Raw genomic sequence first — 19,582 nt, forward strand, 5'->3', positions numbered from 1 at the left:
CCATTTTCGTTTGGTCTCTCTGCCTGCCTAATTAAGCGGCAAGAGCTTCATCTTCCGAGGTCGGAACTTCGGAAATGGTCTTCAGCACCTGGGAGGCGATCTGGTATGGGCAGCCCTGCGAGTTCGGGCGGCGATCTTCAAGATAGCCCTTATAGCCGTTCTTGACGAAGGAATGCGGAACGCGGATCGAAGCGCCACGATCTGCAACTCCGTAGGAGAACTTGTTCAGCGGAGCCGTTTCGTGCTTGCCGGTCAAGCGCAGATGGTTGTCCGGGCCGTAGACGTCGATGTGGTCCTGCAGGTTCTTGTCGAACTGCGCCATCAGCGCTTCGAAATAGTCCTTGCCGCCAACTTCACGCATGAACTTGGTCGAGAAGTTGCAATGCATGCCCGAGCCGTTCCAGTCGGTGTCGCCCAGCGGCTTGCAATGGAATTCGATGTCGATTTCATACTGTTCGCAGAGGCGAAGCAGAAGGTAGCGCGCCATCCAGATCTGGTCGGCAGCGTTCTTCGAACCCTTGCCGAAAATCTGGAATTCCCACTGGCCCTTGGCCACTTCGGCATTGATGCCTTCGTGGTTGATGCCAGCGGCGAGGCACAGGTCGAGATGTTCTTCAACAATCTTGCGGGCAACCGGGCCGACATTGCTGGAGCCGACGCCACAGTAATATGGACCCTGCGGGGCAGGGAAACCGTGCTCAGGGAAGCCGAGCGGACGGCCATTCTGGTAGAGGAAATATTCCTGTTCGAAGCCGAACCATGCATCGTCGTCTTCGAGAACGGTTGCGCGGCTGTTCGATGCATGCGGCGTGACGCCATCCGGCATCATGACTTCGCACATCACGAGAACGCCATTCGTGCGGGCCGGATCAGGATAGACGGCGACTGGCTTCAGCACGCAATCGGAGCTGCGGCCTTCGGCCTGCATCGTCGACGAACCGTCGAAGCCCCAGAGCGGCAGTTGCTCGAGCGTCGGGAACGCATCGAATTCCTTGACCTGTGTCTTGCCACGCAGGTTCGGTGTCGGAGTGTAACCGTCTAGCCAAATGTACTCGAGCTTATACTTTGTCATCGCCTAGTCTCTTTTATGATGGGTATTGAACCAACACAGTAGGGGCAGCCACCATCAATATGCTCTTCCCTGCTTCTGCCTATTTAAAAGCAAGCGTCATGCCAGTTTCACAAAACATGTGTTTTTCGACGGCGGAAATTTTCTAACCAATTGAAAAAGAACAATTTATATTTTGTCGATTTTCTCGACTTATCAGTCGCGGGCAAAAAGCTGGCATGAAAGTGCATAAGCCTTTAAGGCCCAAGAGGTGGTGATGCTCATAAAATAGGCATTCGGCTAAATAATCGCCATCTCGTGCTAGTGCTTTAAACACAACAAAGGGCGAAGCCGAAGCTCCGCCCTTTGTTGCATCTATTGAGTGCGGCTTTCGCCGTTATGCTTATTAGTTCTGGTAAGACGACGGGGAAGCGTCGCCGAAGCGGTGAGCCGAGCCGTCATGGAAAACCTTGCCAGACTGCTGGATGGCAGCAGGTGCGGTGTAATCGACGCTCTGCGTGGCAACCGGGGTGCGATCATTTGCATAAAGATCGGCAGGTTCGCCAACGGTTGGGTTTTCAGCAAAGGCAGCACCGGCGCTCAGGGCAAGGGCGGCAACAGCAAGAACAATCTTATTCATTTTCCTATCTCCTTCAGGTGCATTCCCGGCAAAGGTTGGGAGTAACTCGCCTCATGGAATGCTGTTTTAAACTCAGGAGCGGCGTTTGTTTCGTCGTTCCGTTGCTTATGAGATAGGCCTAATGATGGGCTGCGCAAAGCCCGCATATGGTTCACATATTGTATTCAGTATGGTGAACAATAGACGGAGATATGCCGTTAAGCGTTCTGATATCGATAAAAAAGCCGATCCGGATTGACAATCCAGATCGGAAAAAGAGGTTGAATCAATCCGTGTAGGACGAGACGTGTCAGAGCGTATTCTTGTGAATGCGCCCGTCCTTCATGATGACCGCCATGGTTTCGGCTGGCTTTTCCAATGCGTGAATGTCTTCAAGCGGGTTGGTGTTCAAAACCAGAATATCGGCAAGTGCGTCTTTCTCAATGACGCCGAGCTTGCCTGGATAGGGGTTGCGCAGGTTGGAAAGGGTGAGGAGTTCCGCATTGCCGGAGGTGGCCATGCGCAGCGCCTCGGCATTCGAATACCACTGGCTGAGATGTGTAAGCATGAAACTCTGCCGTGGCGCCAGCTGGGGTGAAAACAAGATGTCCGATCCCCAGGCGGTTTTGACCCCGTGTTTGCGAATGAGCTCATACATATGCGGCGTCGCGGCAAACAGCTGCTCTGCTCTTTCGGCCGAGGGGCCGCTCAGCGTCCCGGTATCCGCCGCGCTCATGAATGGCTGTGTGCTCAGCCAGACATTCTTGTCGACGAACATCTTTGCGGTTTCATCGTCCATCAAATGCGCATGTTCGATGCAGCCCACGCCAACATTCAGCGAGCGTTGCACCGTGTGCGGCGCATAGGCATGCACGGTCATATATGTGTTCCAGTCGCGCGCCACATCATTGGCAGCACGTATCTCGTTTTCGTCGAAAGTGGACATATCGAGCGGGCTGCGCGGTGATGAAACACCGCCGCCGCCGACCAGCTTGACCTGAGACGCGCCCTGCATCAATTGCTCGCGCACGCGCATCTTGAGGCTGCCTGCATCGTCCACGATAGCTGCACCGCCGATTTTCTCGCCGAGGCTGAGTTCATTTCCGCTGCGGGGAACTTCAAAAGGCATTCTCAGATCGCCATGTCCGCCCGTCGTGGTGATCATTGCGCCGGATGGATAAATGCGTGGACCCGGAATAATGCCGTTATCGATAGCCTGTTTGAATGTGAACACCGGCCCGCCCATGTCGCGAACGGTGGTAAACCCGCGTTCAAGCGTGCGAGCGGCCTCCGCCGTTGATGAGGCGAATATGCCTGCCGGATCGCCGGTCAGCAGGACATTCAAGGGAACGGCTGCATAAAGAGTATGCCAGTGCGCATCGATCAGGCCGGGCATGAGAACGCGACCGCCGCAATCCACCACCTTCGCATCGGCGGGCGGTGCGCTGTTTGTCGCATCCACGGCGATGATCTTGTTGCCCTCGACCAGAATCTGAACGTCGTCCCGCAGGCTGTCAGACTTGCCGTCAAACAGTTTGACCTGTCGGAACAAGGTCTTGTTCGTCGCGCCTGTCGTCTGGGCATAGAGTGTCTTCGGGGTGGCGGCGGCGATTGCCGTGGCTCCAAGGCCTGCCAGGAACGACCGGCGTGAAAAGCTGTCCAGCCGGCGGGAAGCTTGTTGCAAAGCGGGGCTGAAACAGGAGCAACCGGAGCCATGGACGAAGGATTGATATTTTTGTCCCAGCCGAAACATAACAGTTCCTCCCTTGTTACCGGGTTGGTAATTTAAGATAGCATTGAATGCTATTCAGGTGCGTTCAACTTGGCTTTGTTCCAGGTGATGCTTTCGGATTTTCGGATAGATCGCCGGGCGGCTCGTCCGAGAAAAGCGGTTTGTCGTTTGACATCAGCGTGGCGATCCACGCCATTGATGGCGTGGCAGCGCAAAAGACGATGACGGCGATCAGGATGGGGACGCCGATGAAGGCGCCCGCAATGCCCCACATGAAGCTCCAGAAAAAGACCGCAAATATCACCGCGAATGGCGAGATCGAGAGCGTTGCTCCGGCCAGCCGCGGTTCGAGATAGCTGCCGATCACAAACTGGATGACATTGAGGCTGAGAAACACCACGATGGCAAATTGCCAGGAGTCGAACTGCACAATGGCGAACAGCGTCGGCAATGTTGTCGCAAAGAGCGGACCGAGCACGGGGATATAGTTGAAGGAAAAGGCGATTGCGCCCCAAGCGGTCGCCAGTTCCAGCCCGGCGCCAAGCGCAAAAAGCCAGACAATCAGGCCGGTAAGCACGCTGGCAAACGTGCGCACCAGCATATAGCGCCGCAGTTTCGCGCCGATGATGCGGTCGCACAGCAGGATGGTTTTGCCATAGGGCTGGGCATGGGGCGAAGTGAGGCGCTTGTTGAAGTCGTCCACTTCCAGCAGACCCAGCATAAGAAAGATGAAGACGAGAAGCAGGAAGCCGGCAAAACTGTTCAGCCGACCCGCCATGCCCTGCATGAAGCGAACTGCCCACAAAACATCGAACCGGTCGGCCAGCGGTCCGACAAGCGCAATGCCATGCTCCTCCAGCCAGTCAGTCCAGCCGAGATAAATGCTCTGTAACCGGTCAGCATTGACGAAGAACCACTGTCCGAGTTTGCTGACGCCCCAAACCAGCGACGATCCAACGGCGATCATCACGGCCATGGAAACCACGAGGGTTATCAGCAAAGCGAGGCCGCGCGGCATATAGCGTTGCAGGATGGACTGGCATGGCCAGACCATGGCGATGATAAACAGCGCAAAGACAAGCGGCGCGAACACCGACTGCGCCACATACACCAAGGCAAGCACAAGTATGGCCGGTACAATGACGCCGAATGTCCGTGTGCTTTCCGTCATGCGACAAGCACCTCGCCAGGAGTTGGCGCGGTGCTGACGCAAATCCGGTCGGTTAGACAGAGACCTGCCATGACTGGAACTCAGTAGTCGACGGCGTCGCGAATGATCGGGCAGGTCATGCAATGGCCGCCGCCGCGTCCGCGCCCAAGTTCGGCACCGGTGATGGTGATGACCTCAATGCCTTCCTTGCGCAGCAGCGTGTTGGCATAGGTGTTGCGATCATAGGCGAAGACGACGCCGGGGGAAGCGCAGACCAGATTTGCGCCGCTATCCCATTGGGTGCGCTCCCGCATGTAGTCATTGCCGCCGGTTTCAACGATGCGCATTTTCTTCAGGCCCAGCGCATCGCGAACGGTGTCGACAAAACTGCCCTTGTCCTTGTGCAGTTCGACGCCGCCATTGCCATCCGGGCGATAGGAAAAGGCGTCGATCCCGTCGACAATATCCGGATAGATCAGCACGCAATCGCGATCGGCGAAGGTGAAGACCGTATCAAGATGCATTGCGGCGCGCAGTTTCGGCATAGCTGCGACGATAACACGTTCCGCTCCGCCCTTGGCAAACAGTGCTTGTGCGACCTGGCTGATCGCCTGCCGGGAGGTACGTTCGCTCATGCCGATCAGCACATTGCCCTTGCCGATGGGCATGACATCGCCGCCTTCCAGCGTGGCCAGGCCCCAATCCTTGGTCGGGTCGCCCCACCAGACATTGACCTTGCCTACGAAGTCGGGATGGAACTTGTAGATCGAGGATGTCAGGATCGTCTCTTCATGGCGGGCTGGCCAGTAGAGCGAATTGAGCGTCACGCCGCCATAAATCCAGCAGGTGGTGTCGCGTGTGTAGAGCGTGTTGGGCAGCGGCGGCAGCAGATATTCATTGGCCCCGGCGGCATCGCGGATCAGTGCGAGCTGCTCGCCGCCAATCGCCTCGGGAAACTCGGTCGTCGACAGGCCGCCGATCAGTGTTTCCGCCAGTTCGCGGTTGGAGAGACCTTCGAGATAGGAGCGCACTTCATCAATCAGGCCAAGCCCGATCTGGTTCGGTACGATCTGATGGTCGAGAATCCATTTCTTGGCTTCCGGCACAGCCAGCGTTTCGGCGAGCAGATTGTGCATTTCCAGCACTTCGATGCCGCGATCACGCATTTTGGTCATGAAGTCGAAATGGTCGCGCTTGGCATTGTCGACCCACATGACATCATCGAACAGCAGGTCGTCGCAATTACTGGGCGTCAGACGCTGGTGGGCACGCCCCGGCGCACAGACAAGCACCTTGCGCAGTTGACCGACTTCAGAATGTACACCAAGCGGAGTGTCGTTTGTCATGGTGCTTGAACCTCCCTACGCGTGATTATTCGCCGATTGAGTCAATGTGTTATGAGGCCTGTCACCAGACCGTAGAACCCGATCAAACCCGCAAGAACGGTTATGCCGAAGATGACGAGTTCAACCTTGGTGAAGAGCTGTACTTTCTGTTCGCGCCTTGCCCAGAAATAGAGGATCGTGCCCGGTACGAAGAGAACCGCCACCAGCAACACATATTTGAGCCCGGCGGCGACAAACATGAAGATCGTGTAGATGGCCGCGATCCAGGCAAAGGCCTGATCGCGTCCACGTCCGCCCTCGCCGGGTGCGTAACCTTCACCACGACGGGCAACCAGGATGCCGTAACCTGCCACGAGCAGATAGGGTAGAAGCGAGGTCACGCTGGTCATGTCGAGCATGAAGTTGAAGGCATCCCGCGACCAGTAGGTGGAGATGACGAACAGCGAGACGACGATATTGGTCAGCCACAGGGCATTGGCCGGAACGCGGTTGTTGTTTTGCACGGAGAACATTTTCGGCATGTCATCCGATTTTGCAGCCGCAAACAGAACTTCGGCGCAGATCAGCGACCATGCGAGATAAGCGCCAAGAACTGAAACCAGCACGCCGATGGAAATGAACACAGCACCCCAATGGCCAGCCACTGTTTCAAGAACGCTGGCGAGCGATGGTTGCTGGACGGCGGCAATGGCGGATTGCGGCATGACGGCATAGGGCAGCAAGGTGACTGCCACCATGAGGCCCAGCACACCGACAAAACCGAGAATGGTGGCCGTACCGACATCGGAGCGCTTCTTGGCGAAGCGGGAATAAACGCTGGCACCTTCGATACCGATGAACACGAATACGGTGATCAGCATCGTGTCGCGCACCTGCGCGATCAGCGGCTTGGCGGGCATATCCGGGCCACCGAAGAAATTCTCGGCAAACTGATCGTAGTTGAATGCAAAGATCAGCACGAGAATGAAGACGATGATCGGCACGATTTTCGCCACGGTGACGATCGTATTGATGAACGTGGCCTGTTCAACACCGCGCAGGATCATCAGGTGAAACGCCCAGATGCCGATCAGCGACACGACAATGGCAGGAATGCTGCTGCCGTCGCCGAAGAGATCGGGAAAGAAACGTCCGAGCGTGGAGCCGATCAGCACCCAGTAGAACACGTTGCCGAGACAGCTGCCGAGCCAGTAGCCGAAGGCCGACAGGAAACCCATATAGTTGCCGAAACCGGCTTTGGCATAGGCAAAGACACCGGAGTCGATATCGGGTTTCTTCTCGGCCAGTAACTGGAAGACGCGCGCCAGCATATACATGCCGGTACCGGCAATCAGCCAGGCAATGATGGCCCCGAATGGACCGGTCGCCGCGCCAAAACGGCCGGGCAGGTTGAAGATACCCGCGCCGACCATCGATCCCACAACCATGGCAGTGAGCGCGAGAAGCGGAAGTTTTTGATTGTCGCCTGACGCCATAGTCCCCTCTCATTACAAAACGAATAAGAACAAGATACGAAAGCAGTTCTGGGCAGATGATCGAGCAGTCTGATTAGGCTTAGGATCTGCTAATTTGGTGAAAATGGCACCAGAAATGACAAGATATGCGAGGAGAGACGCGAAGAACGGGGTGGTTCCCCCGGTCGAGCGGCTTGACACAGCAGATCGCCAGTCATTTCGGTGTCCGAAGGATGTGGTCCATCCGCTCGCCTACTTCGTCGAAAAGTCTCGAAAATGAACCACATTTCCTTCGCCTTTTCTCCTCGTATTCAAACGAATGGCCTCACACCATTTGCATCAAATTAGCAGGTCCTAAGCCTCGACGGGAGTTAGCTAAGAAATCCCCTGTATATTAGCTAACGAGAAGCTACTGCATGTCAGATGATAAGTAAACTGCCAAGACGTCGACAGCAGACGTCAATAAGGCATATGTTTCAATCCGGTACAGACGCATTTAATTATCAATAGGCGCGGAATAGCGTTCGTCAAGGCCAGTATCGGGAAATAAATCGACTATAAATTCGCGCAGTTTCGCGACGTGCTCTGACCAGCGATTCTAAGGCTTTAACTGTACCAGTTCATGCGTTTGATGGACGCCGGTTAGCGGCGCTCCACCATCTGCGACTTGGCGATGACCTTGACCAGCCAGTCGGCAAAAACGCGCAGGCGGTTACTAAGGTGTCGGTTGGGCGGATAGACCAGATAAATCGGCATCGGTTCGATCTGCCAGTCTTCGAGAACAGGCCGCAACGTGCCTTTTTCCAGATCCTCCTGAACCATGAACAAGGGCGCTTGCGCGACACCCAGACCGGCGCGGACTGCCGCCAGATAGGTGGTCGACTCGTTGGCGGCCACGACATAGCGCCCGTTGATCTCGACTTCCTCCGTGCCGCGCTTGAAATGGAACGGCATTTGCTGGCCGGTCGATGGGCGGAAATAGCCAACCGCATAAGTGTTGCTGGCAAGGTCCGACGGGTGCAGCGGTGTAGAGCATCGATCCAGATATTCAGCGGAGGCGCAGGCGATAAAATGCATGTCGCCGATGCGCCGGGCGATCAGCGACTGATCGGTCAGCTCTCCAATGCGAATGGCGCAATCTACATTCTCCGCTACATAATCAACCGGGCGATCCGAAACGCCAAGGTCGATCTGGATATCGGGATAGCGTTGGTGAAATTCGATCAAGGCCGGAATGACGATCAGATTGGCGACGGCGCTCGCCATTTCCACGCGCAGGCGACCTTTGGGCAAGGTCTGTGCGCTGGAGAGGCTTCCGTCGAGTTCCTGCAGGTCGGCGAGCAGGCGTGCTGCACGCTCATAGTAAAGCGCGCCGTCCGGTGTTACGAGAACACGACGGGTGGTGCGATTGAGGAGTTTTGCGCCAAGATGGGCTTCCAACCCTTGAATAAGATTGCTGATGGTTGCCTTGGGCATGCTGAGTGAAGCGGAGGCGCGCGTGAAGTTTCCGGTTTCGACAACCCGGAGAAAGGCGCGCATGGCCGAGAGTTGGTCCATTGATCAATAACCGTCATTGTTCGAAATTTGGGATAGTGTAACCAATCCATGGGGACTATTCCAGATAATAGACAATGCTAATATCTGACCATGGCGGTTTGCCGCTATACATGAGAGTTAAGAAAGATGTGTGAGAAGTTTACGGTTGAAACAATGCAGGCTGGCGATTGCGCCTGCACGGCACGCATTTATCGCGGCGCCAAATTGCTTTCACCGCCGCCTGTGGTGCTGCATCTCCATGGTGGGGCTTTCTCTGCTGATTGTCCAGATGCCTGCGAGGGTGTCGCCGAAGCTCTTGCTGAAGCGGGGGCGGTGGTCGTCTCGCCGGAATATTCGTCGGCCTGTCTCAACCCGTTCCCGGCGGCGCTTGAGGTGGCCTATGCCATTTTGACTTCGATGCGTGCGCGTTGCCCGGAGTTTGCACACAAGAAGTCCATGCTGTTCGTCGCCGGAGAAGAGGCGGGCGGTAATATTGCTGCCGGTTTGGCGCTTATGGCGCGAGATCAGAATCTGACGGATCTCAAAGGTCAGATATTGCTTTCGCCCATGCTCGACCCCTGCCTTGCAACGGCATCTTTCCGCAAATACTGCCCGGAAAGCGCTGTGCAGACAATGTCGGATGGCTGGCAGCATTATCTGGGGCAGTGCGGCGGGTTTACCCATCCCTATGCCGCGCCTGCGCTGTGTACGCGTCTTGCCGGTCTGGTGCCGACATTGCTCGTCACCAGTGCTGAATGTCCGATGCGTGACGAAACCCAGGCTTATGCCGAGCGGCTGCGTCAGGCAGGCGTCAAGGTTCAGTCCCATGTCCTGCCGGGTCAGGCTGGCTGGATACCGGAAAGCACCGTGGCCGACCGTGAGTGGTCGCCACAGAAAGAAGCTCTTACCGGCCTGTTCTCGGATTTCTTCCGGCGGGCTGGTGCAAAGGCAATACCAGCATAACGTCAGTTCGAAAGTCCTCCCAAGCTTTGTTCTGACGATCAGAATGTAGCCGGCTCTGACCGGCAAGGAGATACAACATGACGTCGATCATTGGACGCCGGGCCCTGTGGGGCGCCGGAGTGAGTATCCTATTGTCTGCAGCTGGCGGTGGCGCCATTCTCTTCGGCGCTCCCCATCTGAAGGCGGACGCAGCGACGGACATGTCTGCGCCGCCGCCCGCAGTGCCCGTTTCGGTCGCCAGGGCGGAGTCGCGCCGCATTTCGACCTGGGAAGAGTTTTCGGGTCGCCTTGAGGCAATCGAGCGCGTGGAAATTCGCCCGCGTGTCGGCGGCGCTATCCTGAAAGCGCATTTCCGTGAAGGTGCGCTGGTCAAGCAGGGCGATCTGCTTGTGACCATCGATCCTGAACCCTATGCGGCAGCGGTTGAAAAAGCCAAGGCGCAGGTTTCCGCCGAGGAGGCGCGCGTGGCGCTGGCCAAGACGGAACTGGATCGCGGACGTCAGCTTGTAACCACCCGTACGCTCGCCCAGAGCGGGCTGGACCAGCGGTCGAGCGCTTTTGACGAAGCGCAGGCAAGCCTGCGTTCAGCCAAGGCGGCACTTCGCTCCGCTGAACTCGACCTCCAATATACCGAAGTGCGCGCGCCGATCTCCGGTCGCGTCGGTCGTCTGGAAGTGACTGCAGGCAATCTGGTTGCCGCCAGCTCTGCTTCGCCGGTGCTCACCACGCTTGTTTCGGTCGATCCGATCTATGCAAGTTTCAGCGCCAATGAAGAGGTTGTCACCAAGGCGCTCGCCAAGCTTGCCGCATCGCCGGGTGGCAGCGCCATCGAACGTATTCCCGTTCAGATCGGCACAGCCGCCGATGATGGCACGCCGATTTCCGGACATATCCAGCTGATCAACAATGAGGTGGATGCCACCACGGGCACGATCCGCGTGCGGGCATCGATCGACAATCCGGATGGCAAGCTCATTCCGGGCCAGTTTGTGCGCATTCGCTTCGGCGAACCGGAACCGGACGAAAAGCTGGTGGTGAGCGACCGCGCCATTGCCTCCGATCAGGACAAGAAATTTGTCTTCGTCGTGGGTGCGGACAACAAGGTCGAATACCGGCAGGTGGTGCTTGGTCGCAATTATGATGGCTTGCGCATTGTCGAAAGCGGCCTGAAGGCTGGCGAAAACATCGTCGTCAACGGCCTGCAACGCATTCGTCCGGGCGTGGTCGTCGCACCGCAGCCCGTAACCGAAACACTTGCCAAGAATTAACTGAAACGGCGCGTCGAACGGCGCGCAGTAAACGCAAAAGCTCAGCCTTGCACTACAATTGCAAATTCGTCAGGCCGTGGCGAAAAGAGTGATTTTCGAGTACCGGAGCGGAGCGTACTTAAAGGTACGTGAGCACCGGAACGCAGACAAATTGCTCTTTGCAGCCCGGCATCACGAAGAATGCAACTGTAGTGCTATTCAACCCGCGAGAACGCTTGTCTTCGCGGGCCGGGAGAGTCTTTGCCTTCCCGCTTAAGGGGGATAAAACGATGAACTTCTCACGCTTTTTCGTAGACCGACCGGTCTTCGCTGGCGTTCTTTCGGTTCTGATCTTCGTGGCCGGTCTGATCGGCATGACAGGTCTGCCGATTTCGGAATATCCGGAAGTCGTGCCGCCGCAGATCGTGGTGCGCGCACAATATCCGGGCGCCAACCCTGCCGTGATTTCCGAGACTGTCGCCACACCGCTTGAAGAACAGATCAACGGTGTTGAAGGCATGCTCTATATGCAGAGCCAGGCGACAGCCGATGGCGTCATGACATTGACTGTCACTTTCGCACTCGGCACTGATCCCGATCAGGCACAGCAGCTGGTGCAGAACCGTATTTCGCAGGCCGAACCGCGCTTGCCGGAAGAGGTGCGCACGCTTGGCGTTACCACCGCCAAGAGTTCGCCCGACCTGACGCTCGTCGTTCACCTCATCTCGCCCGATGGCCGATATGACGTGAACTATCTGCGCAACTATGCCGTTTTGAACGTCAAGGACCGCATTGCGCGTATAGCTGGTGTCGGTCAGGTGCAGATATTCGGCGGCGGCGATTACTCCATGCGTGTCTGGATCGACCCGCAAAAGGCTGCCGAGCGTGGACTTTCAGCAAGCGACATCGCAAACGCAATCCGGCAGCAGAATGTTCAGGCCGCCGCTGGCGTGATCGGTGCTTCACCGAATGTGTCCGGTCTTGATCTTCAGCTGTCCGTCAATGCGCAGGGCCGCCTTCAGACACCGGAAGACTTCGCTAATATCGTCGTGAAATCGGGCAGCGAAGGCGAAATCACCCGCCTTGGCGATGTTGCGCGCGTCGAGATGGGTGCTGCCGATTACTCGCTGCGCTCGTTGCTCGACAACAAGCAGGCGGTTGGCATGGGCGTGTTTCAGGCGCCGGGTTCCAATGCTTTGCAGATATCGGAAAATGTGCACGCGGCCATGGCCGATCTGAAGAAGACCATGCCGGAAGGCGTGGATTTCGATATCGTCTATGACACGACTGCATTTGTGAAAGCCTCTATCGAGTCGGTCATACACACCTTGCTCGAAGCCATCGTTTTGGTGGTGATCGTGGTTATCCTGTTTTTGCAGACATGGCGCGCATCGATCATTCCGCTGGTCGCGGTCCCCGTTTCCATCGTGGGTACGTTTGCGGTCATGTATATGTTCGGTTTCTCCATCAATGCGCTCAGCCTGTTCGGTCTGGTGCTGGCCATTGGTATCGTCGTCGACGACGCCATCGTGGTGGTGGAAAATGTCGAGCGTAATATCGAACAGGGACTGTCGCCGGTTGAAGCGACCTATCGCGCCATGCAGGAAGTGTCTGGCCCGATCATCGCGATCGCGCTGGTGCTGGTTGCGGTCTTTGTGCCGCTGGCTTTCATTACCGGCCTTACCGGCCAGTTCTATCGTCAGTTTGCGCTGACCATCGCCATATCGACGGTGATTTCGGCCTTCAACTCGCTGACCCTGTCGCCTGCTCTGGCAGCCCTGTTGCTGCGTGGGCATGATGCGCCGAAGGACCGTCTGACCCGTGTCATGGACAAGGCGTTCGGCTGGTTCTTCCGTGGCTTCAACCGCTTCTTCGGTGCAAGCTCGAATGCCTATGGTCGTGGCGTGGGCGCAATTCTCTCGCGCAAGTCGCTGGTGATGGGCCTCTATGTCGTACTGCTCGGCGTCACCTTCGTTCTGTTCCGTGCGGTGCCAGGCGGTTTCGTTCCGGCACAGGACAAGCAATATCTGATCGGCTTTGCGCAATTGCCGGATGCGGCCACGCTCGACCGCTCGGAAGATGTCATCCGCCGCATGACGGATATCGCGCTCGACCAGCCGGGCGTCGCCAATGCCATTGCCTTCCCGGGCCTTTCGATCAACGGTTTCACCAACTCGTCGAATTCCGGCATTGTTTTCGTCACGCTGAAGCCGTTTGAGGAACGCAAGACGCCGGACCTGTCGGCAGGCGCTATCACCATGCAGCTGAACCAGAAGTTCGGCTCCATTCAGGATGCGTTCATTGCCATGTTCCCGCCGCCGCCTGTGCAGGGTCTGGGTACAACGGGCGGCTTCAAGCTCCAGCTTGAAGATCGCAACGGGCTTGGATTCCGCGCGCTGGACGATGCCACCAAGGCGTTTCTCGCCAAGGCCTATCAGACACCCGAACTGGCCGGTCTCTATTCGAGCTACCAGATCAATGTGCCGCAGCTTTATGCAGATCTGGATCGTGTGAAGGCACGTCAGCTGGGTGTGGCCGTGACCGATGTGTTCGAAACTTTGCAAATCTATCTGGGTTCGCTCTATGTCAACGACTTCAATGCATTCGGACGCACCTACAGCGTGCGCATTCAGGCCGATGCGAATTACCGCAGCCATGCCGAAGATATTGGCAAGCTGAAGGTTCGTTCGCAATCGGGCGAGATGATCCCGCTGTCGGCGCTGATGAAGGTGGAGCAGACCGTGGGTGCGGAACGCGCAATCCGGTACAATGGCTTCCTGTCTGCCGATATCAACGGCAATCCGGCCCCCGGCTTCTCGTCCGGTCAGGCGCAGGCGGCTGTCGAGCGGATCGCGCAGGAAACCTTGCCTCCGGGCATCGCCTTCGAGTGGACTGATCTGACCTACCAGCAGATTCTAGCTGGCAATTCGGGCTTCCTCGTCTTCCCGCTGGCGCTGCTGCTCGTCTATCTGGTGCTGGCCGCGCAGTATGAAAGCCTTGCTCTACCCCTGTCGATCATCATGATTGTTCCGATGGGTATCATGGCTGCGCTCACCGGCGTCTGGCTGACGGGGGGTGACAACAATGTCTTCACCCAGATTGGTTTAATCGTTCTTGTGGGACTATCAGCGAAGAACGCGATCCTGATCGTGGAATTTGCTCGCGAGCTGGAGCTTTCCGGTCGAAGCGTGGTGCAGGCCGCCGTCGAAGCCAGCCGGTTGCGTCTGCGCCCGATCCTGATGACCTCCATGGCCTTCATCATGGGCGTGGTGCCGTTGGTCACATCCACCGGTGCCGGTGCGGAAATGCGCTCGGCAATGGGTATCGCGGTCTTCGCAGGCATGATCGGCGTGACGGCCTTCGGCATCTTCATGACGCCGGTGTTCTATGTGCTGATCCGCAAGCTGAGCGGCGAGCGTCCGCTCAAGCATTCGGGCGCGAAGATCGAAGCACCGCATCTTGTGCCGGGCGAGTGATCTATCTTCCAACAAGACAAAAGGGCCGGAGCAATCCGGCCTTTTTCTATGAGTTATTGGTTGTCGCTGAAGGCGCGGATGATTGCATCTTTCGGACTGCTATTGGCGATCAGCGCCGCCAGCAGAATGCGCGCCTGACCGGGACGAAGTGTACGGGAATGGATCGCACCTGCCGCAGCAAGGTCGTGCCCGCCGCCGCCGCCGCCATAGCCGGGTGTCAGCAAACCTTCCGGGACGCGGCTCGATACGACAACCGGGATGCCCCGTTCGGTGCAAAGCTGGACGGCTTCGACAATTTCCGGCGTCGCATTGCCGGAGCCAAGACCGGCGAGAACAATGCCGCGCGCGCCTGCTGCAACGCTTGCTGCAACATGGACAGCATCGCAGCCGGGATAAACGGCAACCGTATCGATACGGCCATTGTCAAGCGGTGACGGGAGTTTCACGTCGGGCAGCACATCCAGCCTGCGTGTTGAATGAAACGCATCGGCGCTGTCGCTGCTGGCCTTATAGACGCCCCATGCCGGGAGAACCCGCCCGCCAAAAGCGATCAGCACGCCGCGTGCGGCATTACCCGGATCAATGGCAAGCCCCACCGCATCGGCAAGATTGGCAGGGCCATCGGCATGCGGATGATCCGCTGTAAATTGCGCGCCGGTGAAGATGACCGGCTTTGCGAGCCGGTGCTGTAACTGCACCAGAAGCGAGGTCTCTTCCATAGCGTCGGTGCCATGCAGCACGACCACGCCATGGATGTCGGCATTGTTCAGCGCTTCGCCGACTGCATTACTGATAAGCTGCATGTCGGCCAGCGTGAGCAGCGACGAATCCTTCGCCATAAGGTCGATGGGCCGCAGATCGGCATCGATATTCGGCACGAGCGCGAGCAGGTCTTCGCCGGATAATGTCGGCGTGCTCGCACCATCTTCACCGCGTTTGCTTGCAATAGTGCCCCCGGTGGCGATGATGGCCACCATGGGCTTGTTCGGCGCTGTATTCACTTGTCCCCTCACTTGCTCAGAGTGCGTGCGTCTATAGCACGTTCTGCGGCAAGTCGATGGATACGGTCACGCATCAGATACCATCCGATGATGAGCACGGGGATGATGATCAGCAACGAGGCGATGGTCATGGTGCCGACCGGATAATCGAACGCCATCAGAACCAGAACACCAAGCAGAAAAGCCAGCGTGAGGATGCCCGTATAGGGTGCGCCGAACATCCGGAAATCGGGACGCACGATTTCACCACGCCGCGCCAGATACCAGAGCTTCAGCTGGCAGAGAACGATGACGCCCCATGCGGTGATAATGCCAAGCGCGGAGAGATTGAGCGCAATCTCGAAGGCCGCCGAAGGCACGAAGGCATTGAGGACAACGCCGATCACCGTCACGACGGCGGTAACCGCAATGCCGACAAAGGGAACGCCGTTCTTGTTCATCTTGGCCAGAGCCGAAGGCGCGGAACCGGAAATAGCCATCGAGTGCAGAATACGGCCTGTCGAATAGAGGCCCGCATTGAGCGATGAGAGCACGGCCGTCAGCACCACGAGGTTCATGATGATATCCGCCCCCTCGACGCCGATCTTGCCGAAGAAGGTGACGAACGGGCTCTCGCCAGCGGAATAGGCCGTGTAGGGCAGGAGCAGCGAAAGCAGCAGCACCGAGCCGACATAGAAGACCAGCAGGCGGAAGACGACAGTGCGGATTGCGCCGGGCATGACCTTGCGTGGATCTTCCGTTTCGCCAGCCGTGGTGCCGATCAGTTCGATGGAGGCATAGGCGAAGACGACGCCCTGTATGATCACGAAGGCCGGTAATATGCCGTTCGGGAATAAGCCCCCGCTATCGGTGATGATACTGAAACCGGCGGCATGACCGTCTATCGGTGTGCCGGAGACGACGAAATAAATGCCGACCACCAGAAAGGTGACGAGCGACAGAACTTTAACGAGGCTAAACCAGAATTCCAGTTCGCCGAAGACTTTCACCGACATCAGGTTCATTGCAAGCACGATGAGCAAAGCGGTGAGCGCAAACATCCACTGGTCTATCCCCTGCAGCCAGGGAACATAGTGCTTGAAGAAATTCATGTAGAGCGCGACAGCGGTCACGTCGGCCACCGAAGTCATCGCCCAGTTCAGCCAGTACATCCAGCCCGCCGCGAAGGCCAGCTTTTCGCCATAGAACTCACGGGCATAGGAGACGAACGATCCCGAGCTTGGCCGATGCATGATCAGCTCACCCAGTGCGCGTAAAACCAGAAAGGCGAAGAAGCCGCAAAGCGCATAGACGAAAACGAGGGCAGGCCCCGCCTGTGCAAGTCGCCCGCCAGCACCAAGGAAAAGCCCGGTTCCGATCGCTCCCCCAATTGCGATCATCTGGATCTGCCGAGGCTTCAGGGCCTTGTGGTAGCCGCTATCCTCTTCGATGAAGATTTCTCGTTCAACCGGACCGGCTTTTACGGATTCAATCGACATTGCTCCTCCCTGTGAGCGCGTTTCGACGGAGACCATTCGCGGCATGAAACGCCACCTAGGGCGTGCTGCGGGCCATTCAATGGGGAGGGTGATATTGCACCCTATTTGGTGGGTAATCTGTAAAGCTGTATGACAGATTATGGTGCTTTAACGCATATTGAAAATGACCCGTCAAGTCATCGACGAGCTCTGGTTGGCGCTGTGGAAGGAGCTGCGTTTTCTGGCAAACGGAACATCTTTTTGAAAAGAATACGTTAGCTTTCAGCTTTCGCGTGCAGCGATTTCGTGAGCCTCCCAAGATTGTCCCGGTGACAATTATCCACAGGCCGCCCCGCGACGGGTTTCGGCCCGTCACTTGCGCAAAACAGTCGGTTTGAAGAGGGTGTGCTTAAGAGCCGCTGCTGCCCGTGATGGCGTTTACAGCGGTTTTAACCTTGCTCAGATGCAACTCCATGGCGGCGCGGGCGTCAGTTTCGGAACCGGCCTCGATGGCTTCGACAATCCGGCGATGTTCGATATTGGACGCTTCGCGGCGACCTGCCATGAGATTGATGAGCTCGGATTGCTGGATAAGCGCATCGCGGGCATCGGCGACGATCTTGGCAAAGAGCGTGTTGCCGGACGCGACAGCTACGGCGCTGTGAAATTCGGAATCGAGCAACTCCCATTTATGCGGATCGGTCTGGCGGTCCATCTTGTCGCAAAGTCCAAGCAGATGTGCGAGCTGTTCGTCGCTTCGGCGAAGTGCTGCCCAACCTGCCGCCGGAACTTCGATGAAGGGGCGCGCTTCAATCAGATCACGTGCGGAGTAGCCGTCATAGCTGAGTTCGGCTGAGGGCGTTGCGTTCAATATATAGGTGCCGCTGCCGGTCCGCGTCTGAGTGAGGCCGAGGGTTTGCAGCGAGCGCAGCGCCTCACGCACGATGGGGCGGCTCACGCCGAACCGGTCGGCCAGCCGGGTCTCCGAGGGAAGGCGGGTGCCGACCTCTAGGCGACCGGATATGATCGCCGACCGTATGTCGTCGAACACGACTTCGGCGGCGTTTTTCCGATTGATCGGATGCCCTTCCGATAGCCAGTCAGCCAATTCGCTCATGCCCCAGCCTCCATTCATTGCCATGCAGCTGTCAAGGTGCTGACAGCTGCATGGCAAATCATCTGCTAGGCAATTTGAGGGGCATTTTCAATCCCGGCGGGCAAAACGCGCTGCCGCGAGTGATGCGACAAAGGCGATGGCCAGCATGGCGAAGGTAAACTCCGTCACTGCGCTCCAGCCACCGGCAATCCAGAAGATACCGCCTGCGGAACCCGCAATGCTGGAACCGAGATAATAGGCCAGGAGGTAGAGTGAAGACGCATGACCCTTGGTGTGGAGCGCCAGCCTTCCGACCAGAGCGCTGGCGACCGAATGGCTGACGAAAAAGCCGACAGTCAGAAATACGATGCCGACGATGATCAGCGGCAAGGGTGCAAACAGTGTCAGCAGCACACCTGCCGCTTCAATGCCCAAACCGATGGGAAGCACAATGAAGTGGCCAAGCCTGTCGCCCATGCGTCCGGCAATCCATGATGCGGCGATGCCGAACAGATAGACCGAGAAAATGGCGCCGAGCGCCGTCTGGCTCAGACCGTAGGGCGCTGCGACAAGACGAAAGCCGATATAGTTATAGACCGTCACGAATGAACCCATGACGAGGAAGCCGATAGCGAACAGCAGTGGCAGGGCCGGATTGCGGATATGGCCAATCCATGCGCCGAGGTGAAACCGCGCATTCAGTCCCGGACGCGGGGTAAAATTCTGCGAGGAGGGCAGTAGCATCAGAAAGCCGATTGCGGCAGCGAGGCCCAGAAGCCCCATGCCTGCAAGGCCGACGCGCCAGGAGAAAAACTCAGCCAGTGTTCCGGTGATGACGCGTCCCGCCATGCCGCCGAAAGCGTTGCCAGCGATATAGAGGCCCATCGACGCGCCAAGACCGCGCGGGTCGATTTCTTCGGCAAGATAGGTCATGGCGACCGCCGGAACCCCGCCGAGCAGAAGGCCCTGTAATGCGCGCAGCGCCAGCAGCATGTGCCAGTCTGGCACAAGGGCGGCGGCGATGGTGCAAAGCGCAGAGCCGAGCAGGGAGGCAAACATCAGCGAGCGGCGACCGAAGCGTTCGGAAACGATGGCCGCAAAGAAAATAGCGAAGGCCAGAAAGCCGGTGGACACGGAAAGTGACAGGGAGCTTGCTGCGGGCGTGATGTTAAAATCATGCGCGAAGAGCGGCATCAAAGGCTGCACGCAATAGAGAAGCGAGAAGGTTGCAAAGCCCGACAGAAAGAGCGCGACACTGGCATTGCGAAATGCGGGCGTGCCCTTGACCAGATAGTGCGTTTCTTCCGGTACAGCTCCGGATGATGTTGGAGCGGTGACCAGCCGGAGGGTGCTGTCTGGTGTTCTAACGCTATCGAGACTGCGTTCTTGGACGCGGGACATGACTTTGCCTTTTCAAATCCTCCCGAGCCTTGATCTAGTCAAAAGCACATCATTTG

The 19,582-nt window shown here is 57.5% G+C and carries 14 protein-coding genes; 3 read left to right on the forward strand and 11 right to left on the reverse strand.

Going from position 1 to position 19,582, the window contains the following annotated elements; all coding sequences use genetic code 11:
- Positions 1–31 precede the first annotated feature (31 nt).
- The 7 genes from QBD01_RS14870 to QBD01_RS14900 form a co-directional block, all read right to left on the reverse strand.
- A complete protein-coding gene (locus QBD01_RS14870) occupies positions 32–1,072 on the reverse strand; it encodes a glutamine synthetase beta-grasp domain-containing protein (RefSeq protein ID WP_280993439.1) in 1,041 nt (346 codons plus the stop codon).
- Positions 1,073–1,454: 382 nt separating this feature from the next.
- Positions 1,455–1,688, reverse strand: a complete 234-nt coding sequence (locus tag QBD01_RS14875) for a hypothetical protein (RefSeq protein WP_182521271.1) — start codon at positions 1,686–1,688, stop codon at positions 1,455–1,457.
- 289 nt (positions 1,689–1,977) lie between these two features.
- Entirely contained in the window at positions 1,978–3,420 is a 1,443-nt protein-coding gene (locus QBD01_RS14880; RefSeq protein ID WP_280993440.1) for an amidohydrolase family protein, read from the reverse strand.
- Positions 3,421–3,484: 64 nt separating this feature from the next.
- Positions 3,485–4,570 carry an AI-2E family transporter gene (locus QBD01_RS14885; RefSeq protein WP_280993441.1) on the reverse strand — a complete coding sequence of 362 codons (1,086 nt, stop codon included), beginning with the start codon at positions 4,568–4,570 and terminating at the stop codon, positions 3,485–3,487.
- An 80-nt stretch (positions 4,571–4,650) separates the two neighbouring features.
- Positions 4,651–5,895: an arginine deiminase gene (arcA, locus tag QBD01_RS14890; protein ID WP_182521268.1), complete on the reverse strand. Its 1,245-nt coding sequence runs from the start codon at positions 5,893–5,895 to the stop codon at positions 4,651–4,653.
- 41 nt (positions 5,896–5,936) lie between these two features.
- A complete protein-coding gene (locus QBD01_RS14895) occupies positions 5,937–7,370 on the reverse strand; it encodes a basic amino acid/polyamine antiporter (RefSeq protein WP_182521267.1) in 1,434 nt (477 codons plus the stop codon).
- 621 nt (positions 7,371–7,991) lie between these two features.
- Positions 7,992–8,906 (reverse strand): LysR substrate-binding domain-containing protein, encoded by a 915-nt coding sequence (locus QBD01_RS14900; protein WP_280993442.1) that lies wholly within the window; start codon positions 8,904–8,906, stop codon positions 7,992–7,994.
- A 126-nt stretch (positions 8,907–9,032) separates the two neighbouring features.
- Between QBD01_RS14900 and QBD01_RS14905 the strand changes: the two genes are divergently transcribed.
- From QBD01_RS14905 to QBD01_RS14915, 3 genes are all read left to right on the forward strand, one after another.
- Positions 9,033–9,848 carry an alpha/beta hydrolase gene (locus tag QBD01_RS14905; protein WP_280993443.1) on the forward strand — a complete coding sequence of 272 codons (816 nt, stop codon included), beginning with the start codon at positions 9,033–9,035 and terminating at the stop codon, positions 9,846–9,848.
- A gap of 77 nt (positions 9,849–9,925) precedes the next feature.
- Complete coding sequence (locus QBD01_RS14910; RefSeq protein WP_280993444.1) at positions 9,926–11,116, forward strand: efflux RND transporter periplasmic adaptor subunit; 1,191 nt, start codon at positions 9,926–9,928, stop codon at positions 11,114–11,116.
- Between the two features lie 269 nt (positions 11,117–11,385).
- Entirely contained in the window at positions 11,386–14,571 is a 3,186-nt protein-coding gene (locus QBD01_RS14915; protein WP_280993445.1) for a multidrug efflux RND transporter permease subunit, read from the forward strand.
- A gap of 53 nt (positions 14,572–14,624) precedes the next feature.
- Here QBD01_RS14915 and QBD01_RS14920 read toward each other — a convergent pair whose 3' ends face one another.
- The 4 genes from QBD01_RS14920 to QBD01_RS14935 form a co-directional block, all read right to left on the reverse strand.
- On the reverse strand, positions 14,625–15,548 hold the full coding sequence (locus tag QBD01_RS14920) for an asparaginase (protein ID WP_280993575.1): 924 nt from the start codon (positions 15,546–15,548) through the stop codon (positions 14,625–14,627).
- Positions 15,549–15,580: 32 nt separating this feature from the next.
- Positions 15,581–17,050 (reverse strand): amino acid permease, encoded by a 1,470-nt coding sequence (locus tag QBD01_RS14925; RefSeq protein WP_280993446.1) that lies wholly within the window; start codon positions 17,048–17,050, stop codon positions 15,581–15,583.
- Between the two features lie 388 nt (positions 17,051–17,438).
- Positions 17,439–18,146, reverse strand: coding sequence for a FadR/GntR family transcriptional regulator (locus QBD01_RS14930; RefSeq protein WP_280993447.1), 708 nt, complete (start codon positions 18,144–18,146; stop codon positions 17,439–17,441).
- Between the two features lie 87 nt (positions 18,147–18,233).
- Positions 18,234–19,526 carry an MFS transporter gene (locus QBD01_RS14935; protein WP_280993448.1) on the reverse strand — a complete coding sequence of 431 codons (1,293 nt, stop codon included), beginning with the start codon at positions 19,524–19,526 and terminating at the stop codon, positions 18,234–18,236.
- Between the last annotated feature and the right edge of the window lie 56 nt (positions 19,527–19,582).

The organism is Ochrobactrum sp. 19YEA23 (genome assembly GCF_029909865.1).
Classification (GTDB): domain Bacteria; phylum Pseudomonadota; class Alphaproteobacteria; order Rhizobiales; family Rhizobiaceae; genus Brucella; species Brucella gambitense.